Here is a 23133-nt window from a genome sequence, read left to right as displayed (position 1 = left end):
ATAGAGGGAATTGCTTTGCGTACTTGCTAGTTGACCCTCATATGACTTTTACGATTTAAATATCAATGAGTTCTCACCAATCAACACAATTATAGGCGAACCTATTTTATTTAAAGTAAGAGTTGGGAAATATGTATTGACATCCAGTCGATAGCAAATTGCTCTCCAAACTCCTCTAACGAAGAAACTAACAGACCCTGCTACTTTTTAGGAGTATCTAATAAGTGGGTGGAGCTATTAAAAATCAAGTGAAATTAAATAAGTGGGCCCGCAAATGCGGGCTTTTCTAGCATCTTACTAGCGAACTAACCTCGTTGAGAATCTGGCACTCTGTCAATACGCCCATTCTTTACAACTTCCCAATAATATTCACAAACACCCCCTGGCTATCGTAATCAAGTTGGGTAAGATCATCGGAGAAGTCGGTAAAATTGTAGCCTACACCCAGTTTCAGGTGATCCCCGATATGGCGATATAGGCCAATCAGAGCACCACTCTTGCTATCTTGGGCGTCTGGAAGGTCAAGCAGGCGGCCCTCGATCAACAGATCCCAGCGCTTTACGAAGTGCCAGTCTGCTCGTAGAACATAGAGGCTGGCACGGCTGTCGAAGAACTCAGGGTCTTTTCTATCGAGACTTAATTGCCCAAGGCGATAGGCATATTTGGCTCCCAGAGTCCAGCGGCGGGTAAGATCATAGTTGGTATCCACAGAGAAAATATGACTCTTCTGTATAAATTCAGCTGAGGTATTTTCCACCGTAACCTGGTCTTGAGTCGGTACATTATAAAAATAAGTGTATTTCAATAACGTATTCAGACGGTCGTGATTTACCGGGCGATAAGCATAGCCCATCACGGCTTCGGTAAATTTGCCATCATAAAACTCTCCCTGGGAACTTTTGCTGTCGGAATAGTTTAACTTACCTACCAAACGCCAATCCGGGTTGAGCTGATAACTCAGGGTATTTTTTAGCAGCCAGGTGTCCCGCTCAGATTCCGTTACGGTTTCTTCATCTAATGCCGTTTCCATAATATCGGTACGGTACTCAAGCGCAGTTGCCAGGCGAATAGTGTCCAGGCTATAGCCCATATTAAAGCCCAGGGCATTGCGCTCGGTTTTGGCACCAGTACGCGGATCTTCCAATGTGCCCGCCTCTACCGTGGTGCCGTAGGTCCAGCGGTCGTTAGGTGCCAGATCCATTCCCAAGGCGTGGGTTAGGCCGGTGGAAACATCGCCGTGGCTGTAACGCTCCTCACCGTACATACTCAAAGTATCGGAGTAGCGGCTGCGGAAACCGGTACTCATATTCCCCTTGCGCGCACGCACGCCAGTATCACTGCGCTCATTATCCAGGGTGTAATTGAGATAAACACTGGTTCTGTCGCTAACCAGGAGATCTGTGCCCAAACGTGCTGCCATACCGGTATCGCCGCTGGACAGTTCACTATCCATTGTGAGTCGATCGCTCACTCTATAGGCGCCTCCCAGGCCAACACGGTTATTTTCCTCTCGAGTACCGGTGACCTCCATAGTGTTCTGTACAAAACCATAAGCACTCCAGCTTTCACCGGAATCGTAACTGGCCTCCACTGCCATATCGGTGCGGTCACCCTGGGTTTGGGTGGCTGCAACAACTTCAGAGAAATCTTCACGGCTGTCCGTCCTCACTCCGGAACTGAGCCGCCAGTGATCGTTAAGGCGATAGCCGAGCATCAGGTCTGTAGCACTGGTATGCAGCCCAAACTCCTCTTCCTTGCTATCCGCTTTGAGGCCCACATCAAAGCTCTCCCCAAGGGGTAGATTAATACCGGCTCCATACTGGGTGGTATCACCCTGTACAAATTGACCGGGACCCGAGAAACCTGCTTCCCGCTCCTGATGATAGAAATTCCCGGAACCGCGTAGGCTTTCAAAAAAATCCCCGATCTGCAGGCTACCCTCAACCTTGGTTGCGCCTGCTGTAGCTTCCGGGTCCAGGTTTTGCCCATCATCAAAAGTAAAACCGCCATCCAGAGAGCTAAAGCTATCCAGGTTACCGCCTTCGCTATCTGCGACTTCAACCTTTAACCAACTACCGGCACTTTTCCGCAGGGTGAGATCAAAGCCCTGGAGGGCCGTTTCATTATCATCCTCGTCCTGCTGAGTACCACTGATACCCAGCTTTACGTAATCCCCAAACCAATAGTGGGCGCGGCCACCAAATGCCAGAGTGTCCATCTCCTCAAAGCCGGGGGTATATTCGTAGCGGGCTACCAGGTATTGGGGGTTCCCGTTATAGGAACCATCCTGAATCAATAAATTATCATTGGCCAAGGCGGAAAGGGGCTTATTGAGTAAGATACGCCCCTGGATATAGTCGATATCGTAATCGATCACCGGAGAGAGATTTTTTACTCCTAAAACCAGGCCGGAATCCTTATCCCGTACTTCTATACGCAGACGCTCAGAGCCACTGAGAATATCCTGGTGACGAAGGGAATATAGTGAGCCGCCGGTACCACGATATTCATCGCGACCGGCAATAGTGCCGGGTTCCGCTCCAAAGGCATCTACCTGGAATCGCTTTTCCCCGAAGCTGGTCATGGCATCACTTTCAAAGTGGCCATTGGCCCCGTAAAGTGCCCGGTCTATTTGCGCCAGTTCGTTGTCAGAATAGGTCGCCTTGAAATTACCCCACAGGCCGTAGTCATCGTATTTGGATAACTTCACATAAAACTTGCCGGAAGTGGGCGCATCTTCAACTACCGTAGAATCATCACCGAAGGTGGGATAGTAAAGATCACTATCGAGTCGACGAAAAAGTGCATCCGGTGACTTTTCCATAAAATTGGAAAACAAATCATCGACAGGCCCCTCTTCCGTATCCGCACTGGCAGCCAAGCGCCAACCCTCTCCAAAACCGCCGCTGGTATAAAACGCCAGACGACCATCGTAGCTTACAGAGTTGTCGTAGTGGGTTTCATCGCCCGTCACCAGGGCCGCGGGGCCATTGGTTTTATCGTAACCGACAGTTAGGTCGGCTATCCCTACGGTAAACCAGTCATTTTTAGCAAATTCCAGATCACGCAGGAACAGTTCACCATTACCCTCTTCATCCAGGATTGCCACTTCTACAGTGTGCATACCAGGGTCAAAAACCTGTTCAGCAACGAATTGACCTTGATCATTTACCGGTACCGGATTGCCCGCCAGCCATACAGTATGGCCCGGCGGCACCTGAGCGCCGTTGACAAGCACACTATTGCCGTCCAGGGGAATATTTCTCCGTGCGAGGCGGTTCTCGCCATAGCCCACCAGTAGCTCCTGGGCTATATCCACCTCTTCATCAGACTCTTCGATACTATCTACCAACCACAAAGTTTGCTCAGCGGTTTCATCGAAGCGGCCTTTTTTGTCATATACCCGCAGCACATAGTGGAGCTTTTTCAGTGGTGCCTGGAATTCAGTAAATTCTGCCTGCCAGTTCCCTTTTCCATACTGGTCTAACGGAACAATCGCAATGGGAGTATCGCGCAGGGATTGCTCCTCTTCAAACAGCCGCACTTCGGCCCGATCAACAAAAGATGGGTAATTGGTGTAACTGCGAAAAACTACACGATTCTCGCTAAGGTCAGTATCTGGATTATCCGCATAGCGAATGGTATTGGGCCACGCGGTGACATTTAGCCGTGGTTGCATTTTTTTGTTATCGAAACGGAATTGGATATTGGCACTATCCAGAGCCACGTCCGTACAGCGCTGCAGGTCAGCGGAGTTTTTATAAGGGTCGTATTCCGGGCTGCCATCCACGGTAATACGCATCAAATTCAATGAGTAAGGATTATTGGCGATAGCCTCACGGTTAATGCGCTCGATTTCTAAGCGATCACTTTCTGCCAGTATTGCCAGTTCATCGTAGAGCACCTGCACTTCAACACGCGCTCCTTCCTCCTGGATAAAGCCGTTGGTCACCACATCGTCTGACTGCACATAACCACGCCCTTCAAACTCCACCTGTGCATCTTCGAGGCCAAGCAGTTCTTTTACCTGTTCCATTGCGCGTTGGGCACGGGCGCCAGATAAGCCAATATCATCCCCATAGACCATGGCCTCACGGCGATCCATACGCTTGTTTTCGCTATAGCCAATAAAACTTAAGCGCACATTGGCCTTGCTGGAAATTTCTGACATGGCACTGCGCATTTGCATCAGTTGCGACTGGGTAATGATGGGGTCGCCATTGTCAAAACGAATCGGTGCTACCGCACCGCGAAGGGATTCATAGGCAATAGTAATAGTTTCTGCGGCTGCAGCTTCCGGGCAGGCCTGCACACCATCCGCTGTAACTTCCAACGGGTCGTCATACCAAAATTCCACTTCCACCCGCCGGTTAAGGGCACGACCTTTAGGTGTGTCATTTGCGGCAATGGGCTGGCTGGCTCCTTTGCCACTGCTAGTAATCATCGCATCTGGCAAGGCCAGTGCATCGCGCACGGCGAGGGCAACACGGCGAGCTTCACCGTGGGATTTTTCCAGGTAAGCTACCTGTTGATCTTCGGAACTTTGATTCACATCCAGCGGCAGTGCATCGGTGTGCCCAACAAAGTGCATTACCAGATTATTTTTATCTGCGAGATTTGACCGCACTTCGCCTAAACGCCGAATAAATGCTTCAGGCAAGTCTGTTTGTCCCGGCTCAAGGCGCAGGGGAATAACCAGGTTTTTCAAGCGTGCACGTTGCTCACTACCCGCAGTGTAATTAAGTCTACACACTGTTTCCTGGCGGCACACTTTTACTCGATTCAATGCCAAAGCTTCTGCTCGGGCATGTGCAGCCATGGCTTCCTCGTCTAGTGCGTCATAAGTCACCTGTACCTGAATACGACGATTTAATTCCCGCCCCGCGGTGGTGATATTATCGGCAATCGGCTCTACATCACCGCGACCTTCCACCACTATCATTTCTTCCGGTAATTCCAGCGCTTGCTGGAAGAAATCTGCAACAAATTGAGCACGAGCCAGGGTAAAATCTTCCTTACTCTCGAAATCTGCCACCAGTTCTTTTTGCATGGGATCAGAATCAGTGTGGCCGATAAAGTACAATTTGAAGTTCGGCGTCTCTCCCAGTTCGTTTAATTTTGCCCGCAATAACTCCACAGTTTCTGCCGGAACCTCGTCATCCACTGTGTAAAACGATATTGGTTCAATAAAGTCTTCTACAATAATCGGGTCAAGCGGTGGAATAAAAGTGGTGGCATCCTGCAGCCATTGATTAGTAGGTGCACGCAGCAACATACCTTCGGTATTACTACCGATAGACGTTTCCTCAAACTCAACTTCGGGCCCTTCCACTTCCGAAGCCAAGCCGGGAATTTTCTGCCATACCTGCCACCAGCTTGCTTCCTGGTACTGAGTGTCCTGCGCTGCAGCTTTCTCTTGACCTTGCACGGGAAGAGTTAAAGCCAGGGCAATCGCTGTGGCAAGACAGTGTTCGCGACGACGGAAAGCCCTGGTCATTGTTTCCATTGAGCTGCCAGAGCTGCGTAACCGACCCATATTGCTGCGCTTGACCGAGGACATTACTCCAATCCTCCCTTACTGGGCGGCGCTCCACGCCGCCAGAACACTTCAGTCTCAATATTCAAGTCGTAGTCGCCATTACTACGCGCCCACTCATCGGCAATCTCTGCCTTGATCGTTTGCAAACGCTCTTCCACCAGATCCGGATCTTCATTTTCCGCAAGGTAGGACAGGCGCAATACTGATGGAGCTTCACTGAGTTTTTCCAACAACAGCTCAATACGAGACTGCCACTGGGGACGCAACTCGGTAGAGCCCGGCTCAAATACCGCCTCGGCCATATCCAGGCGTACTACCCGATGCAAGCTGGCACCGAAGTTAAACTTCACCATCTTGCCTCGAGTTGCACGCATCACCCGCGGGTTTTCAGTAGTGAGACGATATCCGCTAGGCAAGCTGCGGTCGTCGAGCTTGAGCACAAAATTGGAACCGCGATCAGCATTTGGTACTACTGCACAGGTGATATGGAATCGCCCGTGAGCATCAGCTGTGGCATTTAAGCCGGTTGCAGTAACTACCCTTGCTCCAGGAAGGCCACCCTCACCGGCATCCTGGTGGCCGTTCATATTTTTATCATCGAAGACTTTGCCGATGACATCAGTGCAATCGAAAGTGGGGTCCGGCACCACGCGCACCGTGGCTGAGGCTTCACCGGACGCAACCTGGCCGGATAGCTGGTTAAACATACGCGCGCGGTTGACATACTTACCCTCGCCTACACCGGAGCCGACTACCAGCAATAGTTTCAGTTCACGTGTTTGCTCGGCTTCCACACGCAGATCGGACCAGATCAGCTGTAGCCCATTCATCACCGGCTCCACTGGTTCGCCATCCATACGCGCCGAACCAGCCACGTATTTAAAGCCTGCGGGGAAGAAGTCCACCAGCTGCAAATCCGAAAGCGGTATAGGCAAGGTATTGCCAAAGGTAATGGTGTAAGGCACCAGCTGGCTTCGGGTTACATTCAACATCGCCGCAGTTTTGGTAATGGAAAGTGCACCTTCCAGGTGCGGGTCCATGGCGATATGGTTATTGAACAGCTGGCTGTCTCCTGGAACCTGATCATCGTCCAGTGTCAGGCGCAGGTAATAGTCGGTAGCTGTATCGCGTGCTTCTATATCCAACGGTGGGAGCGCTGGAGATAGCTGTACTTCACAATGCTGAGCCGTGCCAGGAATCATATCGGCATTGCTGCCGAGGCACGCACCCACATCGAAGCCCGCAGTTTCCTCATTGGTCTGTGCAGGAATTACCAGGGATTCACCACCGACATAATCCTCATCGGCAATCTCCACTTTAATCAGGTAATCCGCATTGGCCGGGCAAGCGGCGTCATCGAAATTAATATCGAATTTGTAATAACCACCTGCACGGGTTACTTGCCCCTGCTGCTTTTTATCATCGAAGCAACGATCCGGCAGCTCCTGACCAGAGCTGGCGCGCAGCATAGTCAACGTAGCTCCGGTGATAGGAGCACGCAGAATAGAGTTATAAATCACTCCATTAGGCGTGAGCGGCAGGTTCAGGTCTTGCGGATTGGCTCCCGACTCCACAAAGATCTCGCTGATACGCTGAGGACCATTGATAAAATCAGAAACCGGATTACCCAGGGATGCTGTTTTTTCGCCGGCATCTGGAGCGGTGTAACGCATCTCATAACTGAGTCCACCATAGCTATTAGGTACTAGCCCCTGAAATTGGAAGTAGCCATTTTCATCGGTCTGAATGGTTTCCAACAATGCGTCATTGAAGTAGAGATCTACGGCCCAGTTCAACAATAACCGTTCATCCATATCGACTTGGTTATTGAAGTTCACATCGTGCCACAAGTAGCCTGCCAGATTGGCGATTCCCGGTGTGCCACCAACATCAAGAGCAACGCTGGCCTGGTTGGTTGAAGGTGGATCATTCCAATGCACTTCCGCGGTGTTCAACACCGTATAACCAATTTCCAGGTTATCGGAGAGCTTGGCCTGGAAACGCAATACAGCACTTTCACCCGGTAACAAATCTCCATAAATAGCGGAGTAATCTGCAGTAATTACGGTACCGGCTATGCTGACTCCATCTACCTGACCATTAAGCATGGCGGAGTCTGTAACATAGGTAAGGACACCATCGCCAGCAACCATAAGATCATCAGTAATACTCACCATGGTCGCCGGTACACCACTGATATTTTCGATGGTCACCAGGTATTCAAGCACCACACCAGCTTCTGCTGCGCCGCCACCGACAACAGCAACTTCTTTTACAATCGACAACAGCTGCGCATCGCCCACAACCACAAGTGTCGGCTGTGCACCATTGGCCGGATTGCCATCCGCGTCAGTGAGTACCAGTGGCAACTCCTCTGCGGTAACGCTGCCCTGATTGCTGATCACAGTACCCCTGGCAGCATCCACATTCACCATCACATCAAAAGTTACGGTGGCAGTTTGTGCAGAAGTAATCACACCCTCATTGGCACCCGGCAAGGGTGGCGTTAGGTCATCCGAAGCTACCGGCAATTCAGTATTTAAAAGCGACATACCACCGGCGTTATCAGCGACAGCCATACCATTTAAGGTGGTGCTGCCGGCAACATAAGTGGTATTTGCGGGCACTTGGTCAGTGAGTGCCACCTGCAGTGCATCAACGCCCCCCATATTGGATATTGCAATGGTGTAACGCAGTACATCACCGGGATCGACAATCCCCATAGAGATATTGTCCACGGCAATTGCCACCGTTTTATGAGCGATTAAAAGGGGAACATCGCCAACAATATCTATAGTCGGGTCGTTGGGAGCATCTGTAGCAGGGTCATCCGATGGCGCTTCATCGAAGGGTCCACTGCCTGCACCTTCGCCATTAACAAAGCCTTGGTTGGAAATTATGGTACCGTCATTGACATCATTAATGGTGACATCAAAGGTGATTACAGAAGCCGCGGCGCCAGTTGCAGTTGCACCAATAAAGCCATCGGCCTGGCCAGGTGTATGAATACTCATACCAGCTTCAAGAGGCGAAGCACCACTCACATCTGAAAGCGCTGAACCGTTCAAGGTCGTAGAGCCAGCTACATAGGTGGTATTCGCCGGGATCTGGTCGCGCAACATCGCATTAACGATATTTTCGTTACCGGCATTTTCCACGCGAATGGTATAGCGCAGGGTATCCGCCACCATCAGTAAATCCGGGTCACCGGTGATATCTGCTGAGGTTTTGTGAATCACCAGCAGTGGCTCGGACTCAATTAATATCTGGGTAGGATCTTCATCATCCGCAACGTCAGGGTCGTCAGTACCGTTGATATTGGGATCATCACTGTTTTTCAGCAGCTGACCAGGCAATTGCACCTGAGCCTGGTTCAACACCGGCGTACCGCTGTCGATCACAGCTGCCAAAGTGACCTCGTATACCAGCTGAACAGAATCACCAGTATTTCCTGTGGCCGCCAAATCCAGGTTTTTCACCTGTAAAAAGCCGCTGCCGTGTGTGCCAGCAGACGCATCAGAGTTACTGCTATCGCTACCCACCGGCGCTGTCACCAGTTGTAGTGAACCCGACTGGAACAATGGCAGGCTGTTCAGGCGACCCAGATCATCAGTAATTTCAATACCACTAACATCTGCACCACTCAGGTTGGTAAGCGTGAGTGTATAGCGCAGTACATCTGCCGGAGTGGCCAAAGTTGCCGGATTTTCTGCACGGGTAACATTCTCAACGGTTTTGTAGAAAGTTACCTTGGGCACAGAGGCGCTTACGATATAGGCATCTTCGTGATCGAGTACGCCTGGCGTGCCATCAGTGGGCGCCGGGCGTGTGTACTGGCGAGCTTCCGGTAAGCCACTATCCCAACTGTGCCAGAGTTCCACACCGGCAATATTGGTCAGTGTATCGCCATCGATGGTATCCACGTCCAGGGTGGCATCATAACTCAACAACAGGTGGTGGTCCGCAGCCAGCATAGCCGCCGCACCCATGGAGGTGATCGTCAGAGTGCAGCTGGCTTCATCAAAAACCGTATTAAAGTCAGTTCCTGCTACCAGAGTGGCAACCGCAGTGCCTGCACCATCAATAATTTGCGCAGCAAAATTATTCGGAGGAGTTTCACACATACCACCGGGATCTTTATCCGGCAGAATATCGGTCACTGTAATATCCCATGCGGGGCCAGTGCCAACATTGTGAAGGTCGAGGGTGAAGGTACCTGGCAATCCAGACTGCACACTGGCAGGGCCGGTTTTAGTCAGGGTGATGGCCGTTGGCTCCACTACCTGCATATCAAGGGTCGTGTTTCCGGCACCGGCACCCTGCCCCGCGGCCGCATTATCATTGTCGTAGTTATAGCTGTAGCTGGCGCTATTATTAAATGCCAACCCATCCACATTGGGTGGATTGCTGTCGCGCAGGCGCAGAGTCACATCAATAACCACCTGTTCACCCGCCGGTACATCAATGCCGCTAGTGGCATCGGCAATGACCAGCGCAGTGCCTGATCCACTATTTTCTGGAGTGAATACGTTGCTGCCCGATACTTTTGCCGCGCCGACAAATTCCAGGTCGGCTGCAGAAGTACTCAGGTCCATCAGCACACTGACATCGTGCAGGGCTGTGGGCTGCACGGTTTCCGGAATAGTGATGCGGTAATTAAACGGTTCGCCAATCGAAGATGTCGGCTGGGTATTTTCAATAAGCAACGGCGCTGCATTGGGCGTATTGAACTGCACACTGACTGGTGCTGTAGGACCGTAGTCCTCACGCATATCTGTGGTAACCGCGGTCGCACCCAGGGATGGCAAATTATCGTCATCCAATGAGTAATACAGCTCGACATAAGCGGCATTTTGCAGATTGAGACCTGCCCCCAGATTGGCATCTGCCTGAACGCGATACACCATCTCCAAAGCCTGGCCAGGATTAATGGCATAACCTGTGCCCGCAGAGAAATCCCAAACTGCCGCACCAGTGGCGTTGTCAAAAGTCGGGGCAACAATAGTTGCTGCAGCCCCATTCACAGTAAGGGACTGCACATTGACACCGCCTTGGCGCAGGCCAATGGGGATCATGTCGCGGAAGACCGGATCGTAGGCCGGCGCTGATCCGTTATTGGTAATCGTTATGGTGTAATCGACAATATCACCGGCAGACAAGGTAGTGCCGCCAGCAGGGGTAGCGCTGATTGCCGCAATGAGATCCGGCTGTAACAGGTCCAGGGTATCACTATCATTTCGCAGCTCGGCACCGGCGGCGGCATCGAAAGTGAATTCCACATTATTGGTTAGCGCTGTATTACTGGCCGGCCAGGGGTGTACGTCCTTATTCAGAACCCTTGCCTGATAGCGAAGTATAAATTCATCGTTAGTGAGATTGTTATCACCACTGTTGATCAGCTGTGCAATATTCCAGCTCAGTGTTGTCGGGCCGGTAGCGGGATCACCGGTCTGCACAGGTTCGGCAATATCGTTATGAGCAAAGGGTGCCGCCGATGCGAAGGGTGCAGTAGTAACGCCATTAATTGATTGGGTACCTACAAACACCATCCCCTGTGGCAGGGTATCGACAATTAAGGTATTGGGAGCGGTGCCCTCTGGCAGGGACAAACGCAGCTCGTATTCCACCAAGTCACCGACACGCAGCTGTGCATCTGCACTACCGTAACTGTCGTTAACGCGGGTCTTACTGATTGTGCTGTCATTGGCAGCGGTTAGCTGAGCGGCAATATTTTCCAGCACATAATCATTCAAACCACCAATACCATCGGCACCGTTTCGCTCGTAGGGGCTACTGTTATCCTCATCCAAACTGGTCCACTCAATACGGGCAGAGGCAGACAGCGAGGCTTCAGCCAGCACTTCATCCAGCACCAGCACATCAAATACCAGTAGGCTGTTAGTGCCAGCAGCGATATCCAGGTCGCTGTTTGCGCGATTCCACTCCAGTAACTGCGCAGCATTAATACCATCCCCACTCACAGTAGGATCAGCCTGGGCGACACCGGCAAAGATCACACTGCCCGGAACAAATGCCAGGCCAAGGGACAACTGCTCCCTGACCAACAAATCGTAAGCAGCGGTGTTTTCCGGATTACCTGCGGCGGTGAGATCCAATGTGAAACGCAGGATATCGCCAGCATCCGGGTCGTTACCAGGGTTAGTCTGGTTAGCCACAGAATTTGTCGCAGACAAATCCGGCTCCACGATAGTTAAGGTCGGTGCAGTACCCGTGCCACCGGCTTGAATCACACCACCGCTTGTAGCGGCATAGGAATAGCTGGCTTCATTATTGAAATTATGACCCGCCTGTGCCGTTGCATTGTTTGCAACCCGGGCACGCAACTCGAAAATAGCGACAGCACCAGCCGGAATAATATCCAGGGTCAGGGCAATATTGTTGTTAGTGGTGTTATCGGTAAATGCACGGCCATTAATTTCCTGCAGCTGGATCAGCTCCAGGCTCGGGTCCAGTACATCGGTAATTTCCACATCATAGATGGCCGATGTGGTTGCACTACCTGGAACCTGTATACGGTAAACCACTTCCTCGCCCACCGCTGCCGTAGCAGCACTCTGCAGAGTTTTTTGCGGCGCAGTGACTGTGGTGGCGACAGTTCCCATCGGATAGGGTGTACCCAGTGGAACAGGAGCATATTGCTCTCCGCTTTTTGCCGGCAGTGACCAGAATTCATTGACCGTGAAGGTATTTACCCAGTTTTCGCCACCGCCAATATCAGTATAAAAGCCAATTTCGTAATTGATATCCAGGCAGGCTCCCGCTTCGACAGGCACCAGGAAAGTGAACTGCATATCGTCGCCACGATTACCTGGCGCTGTGTAGGTGTACTCGGTGCCCTGTGTGAGGAGTGTGCCATCCAAAGTGACCTGCAGATTGGCGATGGAGGCCTCATCCATCTGAGTAGCCAGGTCATCAGTCAGGGACAGATCGTAGGCTGGCGCCAAACCGGAGTTACAGGCGTGCAGAGTAAACTGCATCACATCGTTGGCCGGGTCCACATTCATATGGGAGCTTGGCCAGGTAGCGTCCGTTTTTGTCAGGCTGTCGATCACCGGCTGCAATATCGTAATGTCGGCACTATCTTGCAAGGTACTGACAGCGCCGGTGTAATTAAGCACGGCTGTATTGGTCAGGGTCGCAGTCGGCGCTGCAATACCCGAACCCGCCACTACTTTGGCGGTGTACTCGATAACAAATTTATTGGTATTGCCGAAGTTGCTGAGGATATCTCCCAGGTTCCAGGTGACCGTACCTGTGTCCCCTGCTGCGGGCACAGCAATGGCTGAATAAACAAAATCATTCAGGTTGTCGTCGTAGGGCGCAGCAGTATCACCATTCACACTGACAATGGAATTAAATTCCAATCCGCTCGGCAGTGCATCATTAATAGTCACTGCCGGTGTCGTACCCGCTTGCAGGTTCAGGGCCAGTTGATAGGTAACCGTATCGCCAACCCTCAGCGTGCCTACTACAGAAGCGGTATCAGAATCTGCAACAACCGTTTTCACAATACCGGTGTTGTCCACAGTATCGATACTGGCTTCAGCCGGACCCTCACAGTAATCGTCTGGTGCGGATACTGCCGGGCAGCCGTCACCATCACGCTCGTAAGCCAGCTGGTTAATGCTGCTGTCGTCGAGGGACGTCCAGTCAAGCATTACGCTGTTGCTAATCGGCGAACCAAATACTCCTGTTACCTGGGTTCGATAGGTAATAACTAAAGTTTCACCAAGCTGCAGGTCCAGAGTGTTATCGCCATTATCACGCCCCCAAACCAGAGGGCCAGTGGGTGCTGCCGCAGGTGTTGCAACAAAACCAGTAACTACACCACCATTAATTAATGCAGTTGGGGTAAAGCTGCTATCAAACTGCAACTCCGATGGCAGTGTATCCACTAAATTCAAATCAAATGCCGCAGCAGTAGATGCGGGATCATGGGCAACGGTAATCACATACTCCAGTACATCGCCACCCACCGGTAAATTGCCGGGGTTAGTCGCATTGCTGACCGCTTTATTGATAGTAAGTAAGGGTTCTACCACCGTAACTGCGGCGGTATTGTCATTTAAGTTTTCTGTCGCCCCACTCTCACCGTTACTATATGTCAACCCCGCACTGTTCTGACGCGTGTCACCATTATTGGTCGCAAGGTCATTCTCCACGCGAGCGAAATAAGTAATTCTTACTAAGGGGTCCAGAGTACTGCCGGCAGTATCATTTTCACTGGCAGTATCGACTGTACCAATATTCCATACAGCGTTACCGGAAGTATTATCAGTAGGGAAACTGTTGAATACCCCCTCAGACGGGGCCGCACCATTAATGGTTTCAAGACCTACAAAATCATAGGTAATATCGAAATCTGCATTGTGGCTCAGTACATAGCCTTCCGGGCTGCCGAGCTGGTCGGTAATCACCACATCCCGGCTGATGCCCTCCGGCAGGCGGATTTCCAATTGGAATTTTTTATGCGCACCTATAGTAGGAACTACAGTGGGCTCAAGATCGGTTTTAACCAACTGTAACGCTGGCACCTCTGTCTGGGCACTAGCTGTAGTTTCGTAATCGTTAATCGGATCGCCGGTATTGGGTAATACACCAATACGCATACCATCGTCTGCACCATCGGTGCCGATAGAATTACTGCTGTTTAAAGCAATATCATTGCCCGGCAGGGACTGCCAGCGGGATTGGATGGTGTTATCCAGGATTTCATGGGGCTCTACGCCCTGCTCTACCCGGACATCAAATGTAAAGGTTTTAGTCTCGCCTACAGCAATGGTGTAATCCGCATTGCTGCGATTCCAGCTGAAGATGGGCGCATTGGCTCCGATAGTAGTGACATCGACAACCTGAGGCGGATCAGTACCACCGATATTGCCCAGGTAAACCAGCTTGGTGCCTGTGAGATCGTCGAGCACATGCAGATTGTAAGCTGCCGCAGTACCAGTATTTTCTGCCGTTACAGTAACGGTAAGAATGTCATCTGCATCGCTGTTAGCAACTGAAAATGACTTATTTAATTGTATTTTCGGTTCCTGTACAGTAATTGCGTGAGAATCAAAGGGTACAACTACGGTAGTCCCTGCTTCATCAACATAACTCACCTGTGCAGTGGTATAGCTACCGCCATTCCCAAGCACATCGCCGTCATCAGTATTGCTGCTGTTCTCAATACGTGCAATAAATTCCACCGGGAAATCAAAAAGGCTGCCCGTGACAGTGGTAAGCTCCTGATCACCAAAATCCCACTGTACATAGTCGGCTGTGCCAGTGCTCGTACAGGTAGCATTAAATGTACCACCGGGAATAAAGCCGGCGGCATCGTAAGGTGACGTATTCAGGTTAACCGCTTGCCCTTCGATACAGCGCATACCAGCCGGCAACTCATCACGAATTACAAAGTTACGCAATTTGGCCGCGGGAATTTTCGCTGTCAGTTTATAGCGGACTTCCTCTCCGACAACGGCTGTATCGCTGTTGGTGCCACTGGCAGTGCCATTAGAGAACTCCAAGGCTTGTTTAGGCTCCGCCTTAACTTCAATAATTTGCATACGCGCTTCGGCGTCTGCAGATTTATAGTGGCGTGCACGCCCTGCTGCAGGAGTTCCATCACCGATACCATCATTATCCGCATCGCTGTCGATTTGTGGCGCACTCTGGTTACCAAAGTCTCCTTCCAAACTATCATAACGAGCATAGAAGGTATTTGTAAATGTCTGCAGCGGTGCTACGGAACGATGTGGTTTCACTCGATAATAAAGAGTGACAGAGTCACCCGGGTTAATACGCTCAAGGGCCGTAGAATGTTCATAAGAGAAGGTAATTACTGCCGGTGTCCCGCCATCACTGCAGTGGAGGGCTTCAGAGTAGTCATTTGCTCCAGTAGTTATACCCACCAAGCCGTCATCGCCTGCGATGGTCTCTGAGGAACCATCTCCATCGTTGTCCAAACCATCACTATCCAAGGGCTGCACGCACATTTGCCCGGAAACATCTAGTGTGTCAGTTACAACCAAATCATAAGCAGGGGCTCGATTTACGCCGCCATCGGACGTACGATTAGTTAAAGTCAGGCGGAAAACATAAGTTTGGTCACGATGACCCTCGTTAGTAAAATCAACGAAATTTGCACAGCTGGTGCCTATACCATGCAAATTTTCGTTACAGACTTTTTTATCGATTTCAATGTGGGGCTCAGAAACAGTAACAGATTCGGACCACTCGGAAATATCGGGAAAGCCGGGTACTGTTGTAGGCACACCATCAATATTGGTCAGCACCCCACTAGTATTATAATTATCTACCACGATGGTTTCGGTATCAAATACTGCGGTAAATTGCGCACGAGCATAGTCGGTACTGGGGTTTGCATGCTGATTGGGGTCAGCGCTTTCAGTATCTATAGGATCATTTAATAGACGCGTGGTCATATCCGATAGGAACCAACGATCCCGTTCGGTAATTTTTGAAGTTACCTCCCATAGAAAATCTGTCTCGCTAAGGGGAATATTCAGGCCTCCACCTTCTACAATATCACCAGAGGAAATTACAACACAGTTAGCCTGAGAAACCGGATGCGGCAGAGTTACATCTACACAGTTTAGCGGCGCATCTGCTATATAACCCTGGCCATCCGGTAAGTCATCACGCACATCAATATCGCGCACTTCAATCAGAGTAAATCCGGGTGTGTCAAAGCCAAACCAGCCACCGGCCTGGATTTCAAAGCGGCACTCTTCACCAATAAGAACACTGCTATTGGGGAATGCTGCCTCAGAAGTCAATTCATTACACTGATCAGAGCGTTCCTTGATCAGATTAAAACCCATTACACGAGCGCGCATGCCATCGAGGGTGTAGTTATTAGCCAGTTGTTTACCTGGTGTTGTTTCAGTCAGAGTGGCCGGTTCAGGAAAGTTCAGGGGTGTATCATCCGATAATGTGATCTCCCCCACCACATCGGCACGGAAAGTGAGATCGTCATCGGTTGCCGCGTGGTTTTTTTCCACTTGAAAAACGATACGCTCAGTTGTTCCGGGCTCAATAACACCTCCCAAGTTGGTGGTATTACATCGATAAACAATTGCTGAAGAAGGAAGGTAATCTGGCTGATTCCATACAGGATGCCCAGGTACAGTACCTGGATTTGGACTACCAATCGCAGTACAGGCACGATCGCTGGACAATACTCTCATTGCCTCACCGAAAGTCACATACACACTAAAATTATCCGCATCATGACCACCGTTGTTGGTCACATCCACCGTTAACTCGGAGGTGCCATTGTCCCGTACGATATACAAAGGGTGTACTGTACTAATATCAAGATCTTCTGGATCTGGTGTCACCGATTGATTTTCAACCTGGGTAGGCGGATTGGTGCCAGGACAGAAATCTTCATAATCAATAGTTAGAACATTATCAGATAAACGGATATTGCTGTTCGGATCTTTGCCATTTGATGCCGACTCCTCTTCAACATCAAGATCGGCAATCTTGTCATAGAAATTTGGTTCGGTGGTGACAATACGAAAGCGAATCTGAATTTCATCGCCATAACGCATCATATTTTGCTGATCTGAATAGTTGGGATGTACAGTGCTACTCAATAGGCGAAATTCTGGTTTGTTGTTTTTTAGAGGGTCTGTATCCCACTGATTCCAGTTGCTCCCCACGCGCCATTCGAGAGTATCTGCTTTACCCGGATAAGTGGCACTATAACTTGCACTATGATTATCTTCACCGCGACGTTCGCGGACAATTTGCGGTGTATATGTGGTATCTACCACATACTCATCAGGCAGATCACTAACGAACTGGATATCCTTAACTGATCCACCTGTCCGGTTATTGACAGTAACAGTCACAAAACCAGCCGAACCCAATGGCTGGTTCAGGTTTGTACCGGTTATCGCCTGGGTAATATTGAGGTCGGTAGTTACCAGGGCCCGCATTTCTTCGGAGTCAGGTCTTGGGGCATTTGCCGTGGCCGGATCAGAGATCCCCCCTACTCCGGTATCATCATCAATTTCACAACCCCACTGCAAGTCAGAGACAGTATTTGTACCATTGCTGCAAGAAGTATTGACTTTACCCACCAGGTAAATGTTTAAGGTTGAATTTGCAGGAATATCCGTACGTCCGGGGCCATTGGAGAAAGCTCCACTCAACTCAAAATTATTAATGCTGTTATTCGCAGATACACATCCAGAACCTACCGGGTTTACTCCATTATTATTTGCAACTGAAAGTGCTGCACTTTCACTGGGGCAGGCATAATTGATATCCATATTGGGGTTGGTCATCAAATCATCGAATCGCACATCCTGCATATCGGCATCTCCACCATTAGAGATAGCGATACGCCAGATCACATCATCATTGATATTGCCGTAAACATCGTTGGTATAGTTGGTCTGCGCCGCATCAATATTCCTTCCACGTTTATCCATGGATGGAAGGGGTTCGCGTATGTCCAGCTCAATACTGTCTGTATCTGTTGTAGTGGGATAACTACAATATTCAAAAGTCGCTGTAGCATTCAGGGTACGATTGTTGTTTACCAGATCCTCTTCTCGGTCGACCTTACTGCGTACACCAAAAGTAATTGTCATCGTGGTGTTTTCATTGCGCGCGGCAAGTGCGGAGAGATCATTCTGATCCCAGCGAATAACCGTCCCGCTTATGGTAGGCTCACTCAATACAGAGCCTGAACTTACTCGAGTAGAACCCGGAATATACTCTAACTCAGAACTACCCAGATTTTCCGTCACAATAATATTTTCAATATGCTGGGTTCCCATAAAACCACTGGAGATTCCAGGCACATCAATCTCTATCGTTACCTGCCCATCTCCACAGAGTTCACACCAGCTATCACTGAAGCGGTGATCCAGAATATTAAAGTTAACTGGGTTATCGGGAAAAGAGGGACAATTATGGTCAGCCAGGGCCTGCGGCGCGAACATGATTGCCCAGATACATAGCAGTACCAAGCCAGCAAGCAAATTATTCCAGGATTTCCGTCCAGTTACTTCTGACATCATCGTCACTTATAGCCGCCACTTTTCTATTTCAAAACCCTTGACAATGTCCAAGAACACTGCCGCCGAACAGACACAGTCCGGTGCGCGAACTTTAAATACAGGGCGAAAAAGTGGCCGTGAAGCAGGTCATAAATAACAGTCAGGTAAGGGAACTTTTTTGGGGATTGCCAAGTGGTTCTCAGGCTGGGGGATAGAAAAGACTGATCAAGTGGAGGGGAAGGAACCCAACTCCTCGGCGCCTTCTAAAATAGCAGCCTCCTTCTCACTTAAACGAGAAGGAGGCGGAGGCAATACCACCTAGTTGTTCGGGAAGAAGTCGATTGGGAAAAGAATGGTGATCGTTGGAACACCGGCCTTCTCGCCAAAATTAAATCGCTTCACCCGCGCTACAATCTTGGCGTTGAGTGCAGGCGAATCCATATCGCTGGACTCCACTTCCGCAAGGGATACCGAGCCATCAGGCTCAATGGTAATCCTCAAGACCATCTTACCCTGCAAGGCGGGATTGTTACGCAGTTCACGGTTGTAAATGCGATACAGCGAAGCCTTATAGCGGTCGAAGACAATCTGGATTTCCTCGTCGGTACGAGACGGACCCACACCATCACTGAGCGGTCGGTCCTCGCCGGCGAAATCACCTTCGGTGCCAATGGAGCTCTCCACTCGCGAGAAGGCTACACCACCCAGGGATGATCCAGTACCACCCACATTGCGACTAAGCTCTGAAGTATTAATACCACCACTACCCGCAGTTGCCGCTGCAGTAATCAGCGAACGCTGACTACGGTTTTCCTTCTTACCTGCAGTGCTGAGCTGTGTTTGTTGGCCCAAACGATTGTCCAGGTCATCCTGAATAAGATCCTGGAAATTATCCTTAAAGGCGAGAACACCCGCACGCTCAGCTTTCTTACGCGCTTGTTTTTTCTCCACTTTGGATGGTTTCGGATCCTGCTTGGCCACTTTCTGCTCAGGCTTGGTTTCAGGTTTTTTCTCCTCTTTCTTGGGCTTGGCTTTTTCTGGCTCAGGTGGTGGCTTGGGTTTGGTCTTCTTCTCGATTACCAATTTGGCCAGGCGCTCGGGTATCTCCACTATCTGTGTTTCGGGTTCAGGCAAGGTATATAGAGGAACCAGATAACCCAACAGTGCCGCAATAAACAGTGATGCAAATACACAAATACGGAAGCGCTTTTCATCCTCACCCTTGGTATGCCAAGGCATTTCCATCGGGCGAAAAGTGGGCTGCTCATATTCACGGGTGATCTCGAATTCAAACTTGGATTCCTCTTCCTCACGGCGCAGCTCATCAGCGCGCTCATCAAGGGCAAAGATCTCCTCATTGCAGTATTCGATATTATCCAGGATATCCCTACGCTTCTGATGAAGCTGATCCAGGCTTTCGTTATAAGTACGAGTTGACGCCCCAATCCGTGCGATAACCTGCTGGGAAGCATCGGCCCGATAATTCTCAGCCCAAAACAATTCACCTGCGCCGATGTCTTCGAGTTTTCCAAGGCGCTCAGAAATTTCATCGAGCAACTGGTACTTGGAACCATCGACTTGCAATTCAGCCAGCTTCTCTTCGATCTGCCGCTGCTCATCCTCGAGCAGATGCATACGCTGGCGAACCGTATCAAGCGCCTCGCTGACCGCCTGCTGTTGTTGAAGAAAATTACTCACAAACTTCCATTAACCCTGAGATGCTTTCTGAATTACCGCCAGTGATACCTTGGTGTAGCCCGCTTCGGTGCAGCTGGACATCACCTTTTTCAGCAAACTGAACGGAATGCCCCTGTCCGCAAGAATATTCACTTCGGGTGGTTCCGGTCCCTGCTCACCTTCCATTTCAGCCTCGCCCTCATTTTCTGCGGCAGAGGCCTGGGCTATACCGATTGCCTTACCCAGCTCTGCGGTCATGGCCTGCTTAATAACATCAATCACAACCTCTTCACTTTCGAGCACCTCACTGGTTGCGATAACAGATTTGGATTCCACCAGGATCTCCTCTGCAGTCACCATCAGGGTTACGGTTTCCCTGGGTTTGGTCTCAACCACCGAATCCGGCAATGTAATCACCTTGGGGGGCTCCAGCGCTTCGTTACTGGAAGTATTGGTCAACAGGAAAAATACCAGGATAGTGAACACATCCATCAGGGACGTCAGATTCATACCTGAGGTTTTTTTGCGCTTATGGCTGCGAGCCATACGCTTCATACGTCGGCTTTCATGTCTCACGGCGCATCTCCTATGGAAATATCAGGAAACAAAATCACCTTCTCCACTGCTGACGGATCATTGGGATCACTGCCTTCAACCCGGACTTCAGCACCGCGCACGGTATCCATGACACCCACCAGGTGCTCATAGGCAATATCCGCCTCCATCAATAAAATGGAGTCTGTTTTTTCCGGGTAGCTGGCTTTCACCTGCAATAAAAACTCAGTGAGTTTTTTCAGGTCGTACACTTCAGCTGTCGGTAATACTGCGAGGTCCGTATTCTGCCCATCGGCTTCCACTACAGTCACATCCGGCTGGACAGTCTCGCTTTCTTCAGTGGCATTCAAATTAGGGAAACGCGCAATTACTTTCTCACCATCGCTGATTTCCAGAGCCTGCTTTCGCACCACTACTTCCACGGTCACTGTGGGGTCATCCGGTGCACCACCGCCAGCCCCGCTCGGCATATTCAGTTCCAGGATTGTTACCCGTGAAAACACCGCCGACACCAGTAGGAAAGGTACCAGTACCACCATCAGGTTAAGGAAGGCGGTAATGTCCAGCTCCGGGGCTTCTTTGTCTCTCCCGTGACGCCGCCTTCTCATTATGCAGTTTCCGTTTGCAATTCTTCGGTTTCGACTTCATTCGCAGATTGCTCGCCAGGCTGTTTTTCTGGCTTGGGTGCATCCATTTCGAAGCGACGACGGGTTGAGCTGTCAATCAGGTTGGAAGCTTTTACAGAGACCATTTCCAGGCTATCGATAATTTGACCGGTCAGGGAGTTGAGCAGTGCGTGCACTATCAACAGGGGAATACCGGTCATCAGGCCAAAGGCGGTGGTGTTCATCGCTACGGAAATACTGGCAGAAAGTAAATCAGCTTTTTCCGCCGGGTTGGCATTGGCTACCGCAGTAAAGGCTTCGATCAAACCCATGATGGTACCGAGCAGCCCCAGCAGCGTGGCGATATTGGAAAAGAGCGCAACATAAGGTGTGCGTTTTTCCAGCTGAGGTGTTATCTCCATCATGCTCTCTTCCATCGCGATCTCGATATCTTCGCGACGACGCACCGCACCCTGGCGTGCCAGACCCATGGACAGCAGTTTACTCACACTGGAGTTATCCTGCTTAACCAAGTTGCGCGCGCGATCAAAATCCCCGGAGGCGAGAACGGGTTGTAATTTATCCCACATGGCACGGTTTGTATGGCGCTCATAATGCAGGCGAATAAATCGTTCAATCGCTACGGCGCCGCCCAAAGCGGCAACGACAAGAATGGGGTACATAAAAGTACCGCCCGTCTGGAAAAACTCGATGACGCTGTTAAAAAAGTCCATTACAAACCCTCTTGAGAAATACTGCAGTAATTTGTTGCTGCTCCAGTCTTACCCGGAGAAAGGACGGCGTTAATCGCCGGACAGGCTGAGCTGGTAGAACTCCAACTCACGCATGAAAACTTCCTTGTCAAGCGGCTTAAGTTTGTCATCCATCAGACTGGAGACAAGATCGCTTTCGACACCGACTTCGGAACTTTTCCAGGGGACAATATAGAGAGACTTGGGAGCTTCCTTGTTACCGATAATGGAAATACCCGATAGCTCTTTGATCTTGGAGTCCACTTTCTTTTCCTTGGACTCATTTTCTTCTTCACTCCCGGACTGCGCAAAGGCAGCGGGGAGAGTTGTGAAACAGACAACCAATAGCAAAATCCATTTAAACTTCAATATCACTTGCCCGCTCTCCGCTTAAGATCCGCCAGCCAGATGGAAACATCCTGGTCCTCTGGCTCCAGTTGTACATATTGCTGGAATTGTGCCAGAGCACACTGGAGATCTTGCAGATAGAGATCACACAATATGCCGAGATTTTTTATCAAAGGCAGGTATTCGGGGTTTTCTGCCAATGCATTCACATAAATTTTCCGCGCATCCGCAAAACGCCCCTGCTTGCGATAGAGCACTGCCAATTCATTGGTTGCGACCGGGTGTTTCGTATCCAGCTCGAGAGCCTTCAGAAAAGCTGTCTCCGCGTCTTTCTCACTTCCTACCTGATAGTGAGCAATTCCCAGGTTGATATAAGGGGCCGGAAGGCGCTGCTCCCGCTCCACCACCGACTGCAAAAGCTCAATAGCAGGCTCGTACCTCTTTTCGGCCAAGTATTCCAGTGAGCGCTCAAAGTCCCTATTAACACTGCCCGAAACCTTCACCGAGGAATAGTCAGAGATTTTTCCCGTCTTGGTTTGGGTGCCCGCACAGGCTGTGAAAAGCAGTGCAAGCCCCAGTAGAAAAAATACTCTCAATTTTGTATGCAT

General features: G+C 50.3%; 8 protein-coding genes. All 8 read right to left on the bottom strand.

Annotated elements, in window-relative coordinates; translation table 11 throughout:
- Window positions 1-349: 349 nt before the first annotated feature.
- Window positions 350-5560 carry an OmpA family protein gene (locus ACJJIP_RS07245; RefSeq protein WP_444946532.1) on the bottom strand — a complete coding sequence of 1737 codons (5211 nt, stop codon included), beginning with the start codon at window positions 5558-5560 and terminating at the stop codon, window positions 350-352.
- Window positions 5560-18609, bottom strand: a complete 13050-nt coding sequence (locus tag ACJJIP_RS07240) for an isopeptide-forming domain-containing fimbrial protein (protein WP_444946913.1) — start codon at window positions 18607-18609, stop codon at window positions 5560-5562. The genes ACJJIP_RS07245 and ACJJIP_RS07240 overlap by 1 nt, the downstream gene beginning before the upstream one ends.
- A gap of 297 nt (window positions 18610-18906) precedes the next feature.
- On the bottom strand, window positions 18907-20286 hold the full coding sequence (locus ACJJIP_RS07235; protein WP_444946531.1) for an AgmX/PglI C-terminal domain-containing protein: 1380 nt from the start codon (window positions 20284-20286) through the stop codon (window positions 18907-18909).
- Between the two features lie 9 nt (window positions 20287-20295).
- Window positions 20296-20841 carry an ExbD/TolR family protein gene (locus ACJJIP_RS07230; protein WP_282953116.1) on the bottom strand — a complete coding sequence of 182 codons (546 nt, stop codon included), beginning with the start codon at window positions 20839-20841 and terminating at the stop codon, window positions 20296-20298.
- Window positions 20838-21428, bottom strand: a complete 591-nt coding sequence (locus ACJJIP_RS07225; RefSeq protein ID WP_444946530.1) for an ExbD/TolR family protein — start codon at window positions 21426-21428, stop codon at window positions 20838-20840. Before ACJJIP_RS07225 ends, ACJJIP_RS07230 begins: the two co-directional genes overlap by 4 nt.
- Complete coding sequence (locus tag ACJJIP_RS07220) at window positions 21428-22159, bottom strand: MotA/TolQ/ExbB proton channel family protein (RefSeq protein ID WP_020413199.1); 732 nt, start codon at window positions 22157-22159, stop codon at window positions 21428-21430. The genes ACJJIP_RS07225 and ACJJIP_RS07220 overlap by 1 nt, the downstream gene beginning before the upstream one ends.
- Window positions 22160-22228: 69 nt before the next feature.
- Complete coding sequence (locus tag ACJJIP_RS07215) at window positions 22229-22552, bottom strand: hypothetical protein (RefSeq protein ID WP_020413200.1); 324 nt, start codon at window positions 22550-22552, stop codon at window positions 22229-22231.
- The gene (locus ACJJIP_RS07210) at window positions 22549-23133 is read right to left on the bottom strand and encodes a tetratricopeptide repeat protein (protein ID WP_444946529.1); all 585 of its coding nucleotides are present in this window, start codon (window positions 23131-23133) and stop codon (window positions 22549-22551) included. Before ACJJIP_RS07210 ends, ACJJIP_RS07215 begins: the two co-directional genes overlap by 4 nt.

The organism is Microbulbifer variabilis, assembly GCF_052467165.1.
The sequence above is the reverse complement of the archived record's forward strand: the minus strand, read 5'-3'. Positions and strand labels throughout refer to the sequence as shown.

Excerpts from the sequence above, each read along its gene's own strand:
- ACJJIP_RS07245 (WP_444946532.1), bottom strand. The coding sequence starts at position 5,560 with ATGTCCTCGGTCAAGCGCAGCAATATGGGTCGGTTACGCAGCTCTGGC.
- ACJJIP_RS07240 (WP_444946913.1), bottom strand. The coding sequence starts at position 18,609 with ATGATGTCAGAAGTAACTGGACGGAAATCCTGGAATAATTTGCTTGCT.
- ACJJIP_RS07225 (WP_444946530.1), bottom strand. The coding sequence starts at position 21,428 with ATGAGAAGGCGGCGTCACGGGAGAGACAAAGAAGCCCCGGAGCTGGAC.
- ACJJIP_RS07220 (WP_020413199.1), bottom strand. The coding sequence starts at position 22,159 with ATGGACTTTTTTAACAGCGTCATCGAGTTTTTCCAGACGGGCGGTACT.
- ACJJIP_RS07210 (WP_444946529.1), bottom strand. The coding sequence starts at position 23,133 with ATGCATACAAAATTGAGAGTATTTTTTCTACTGGGGCTTGCACTGCTT.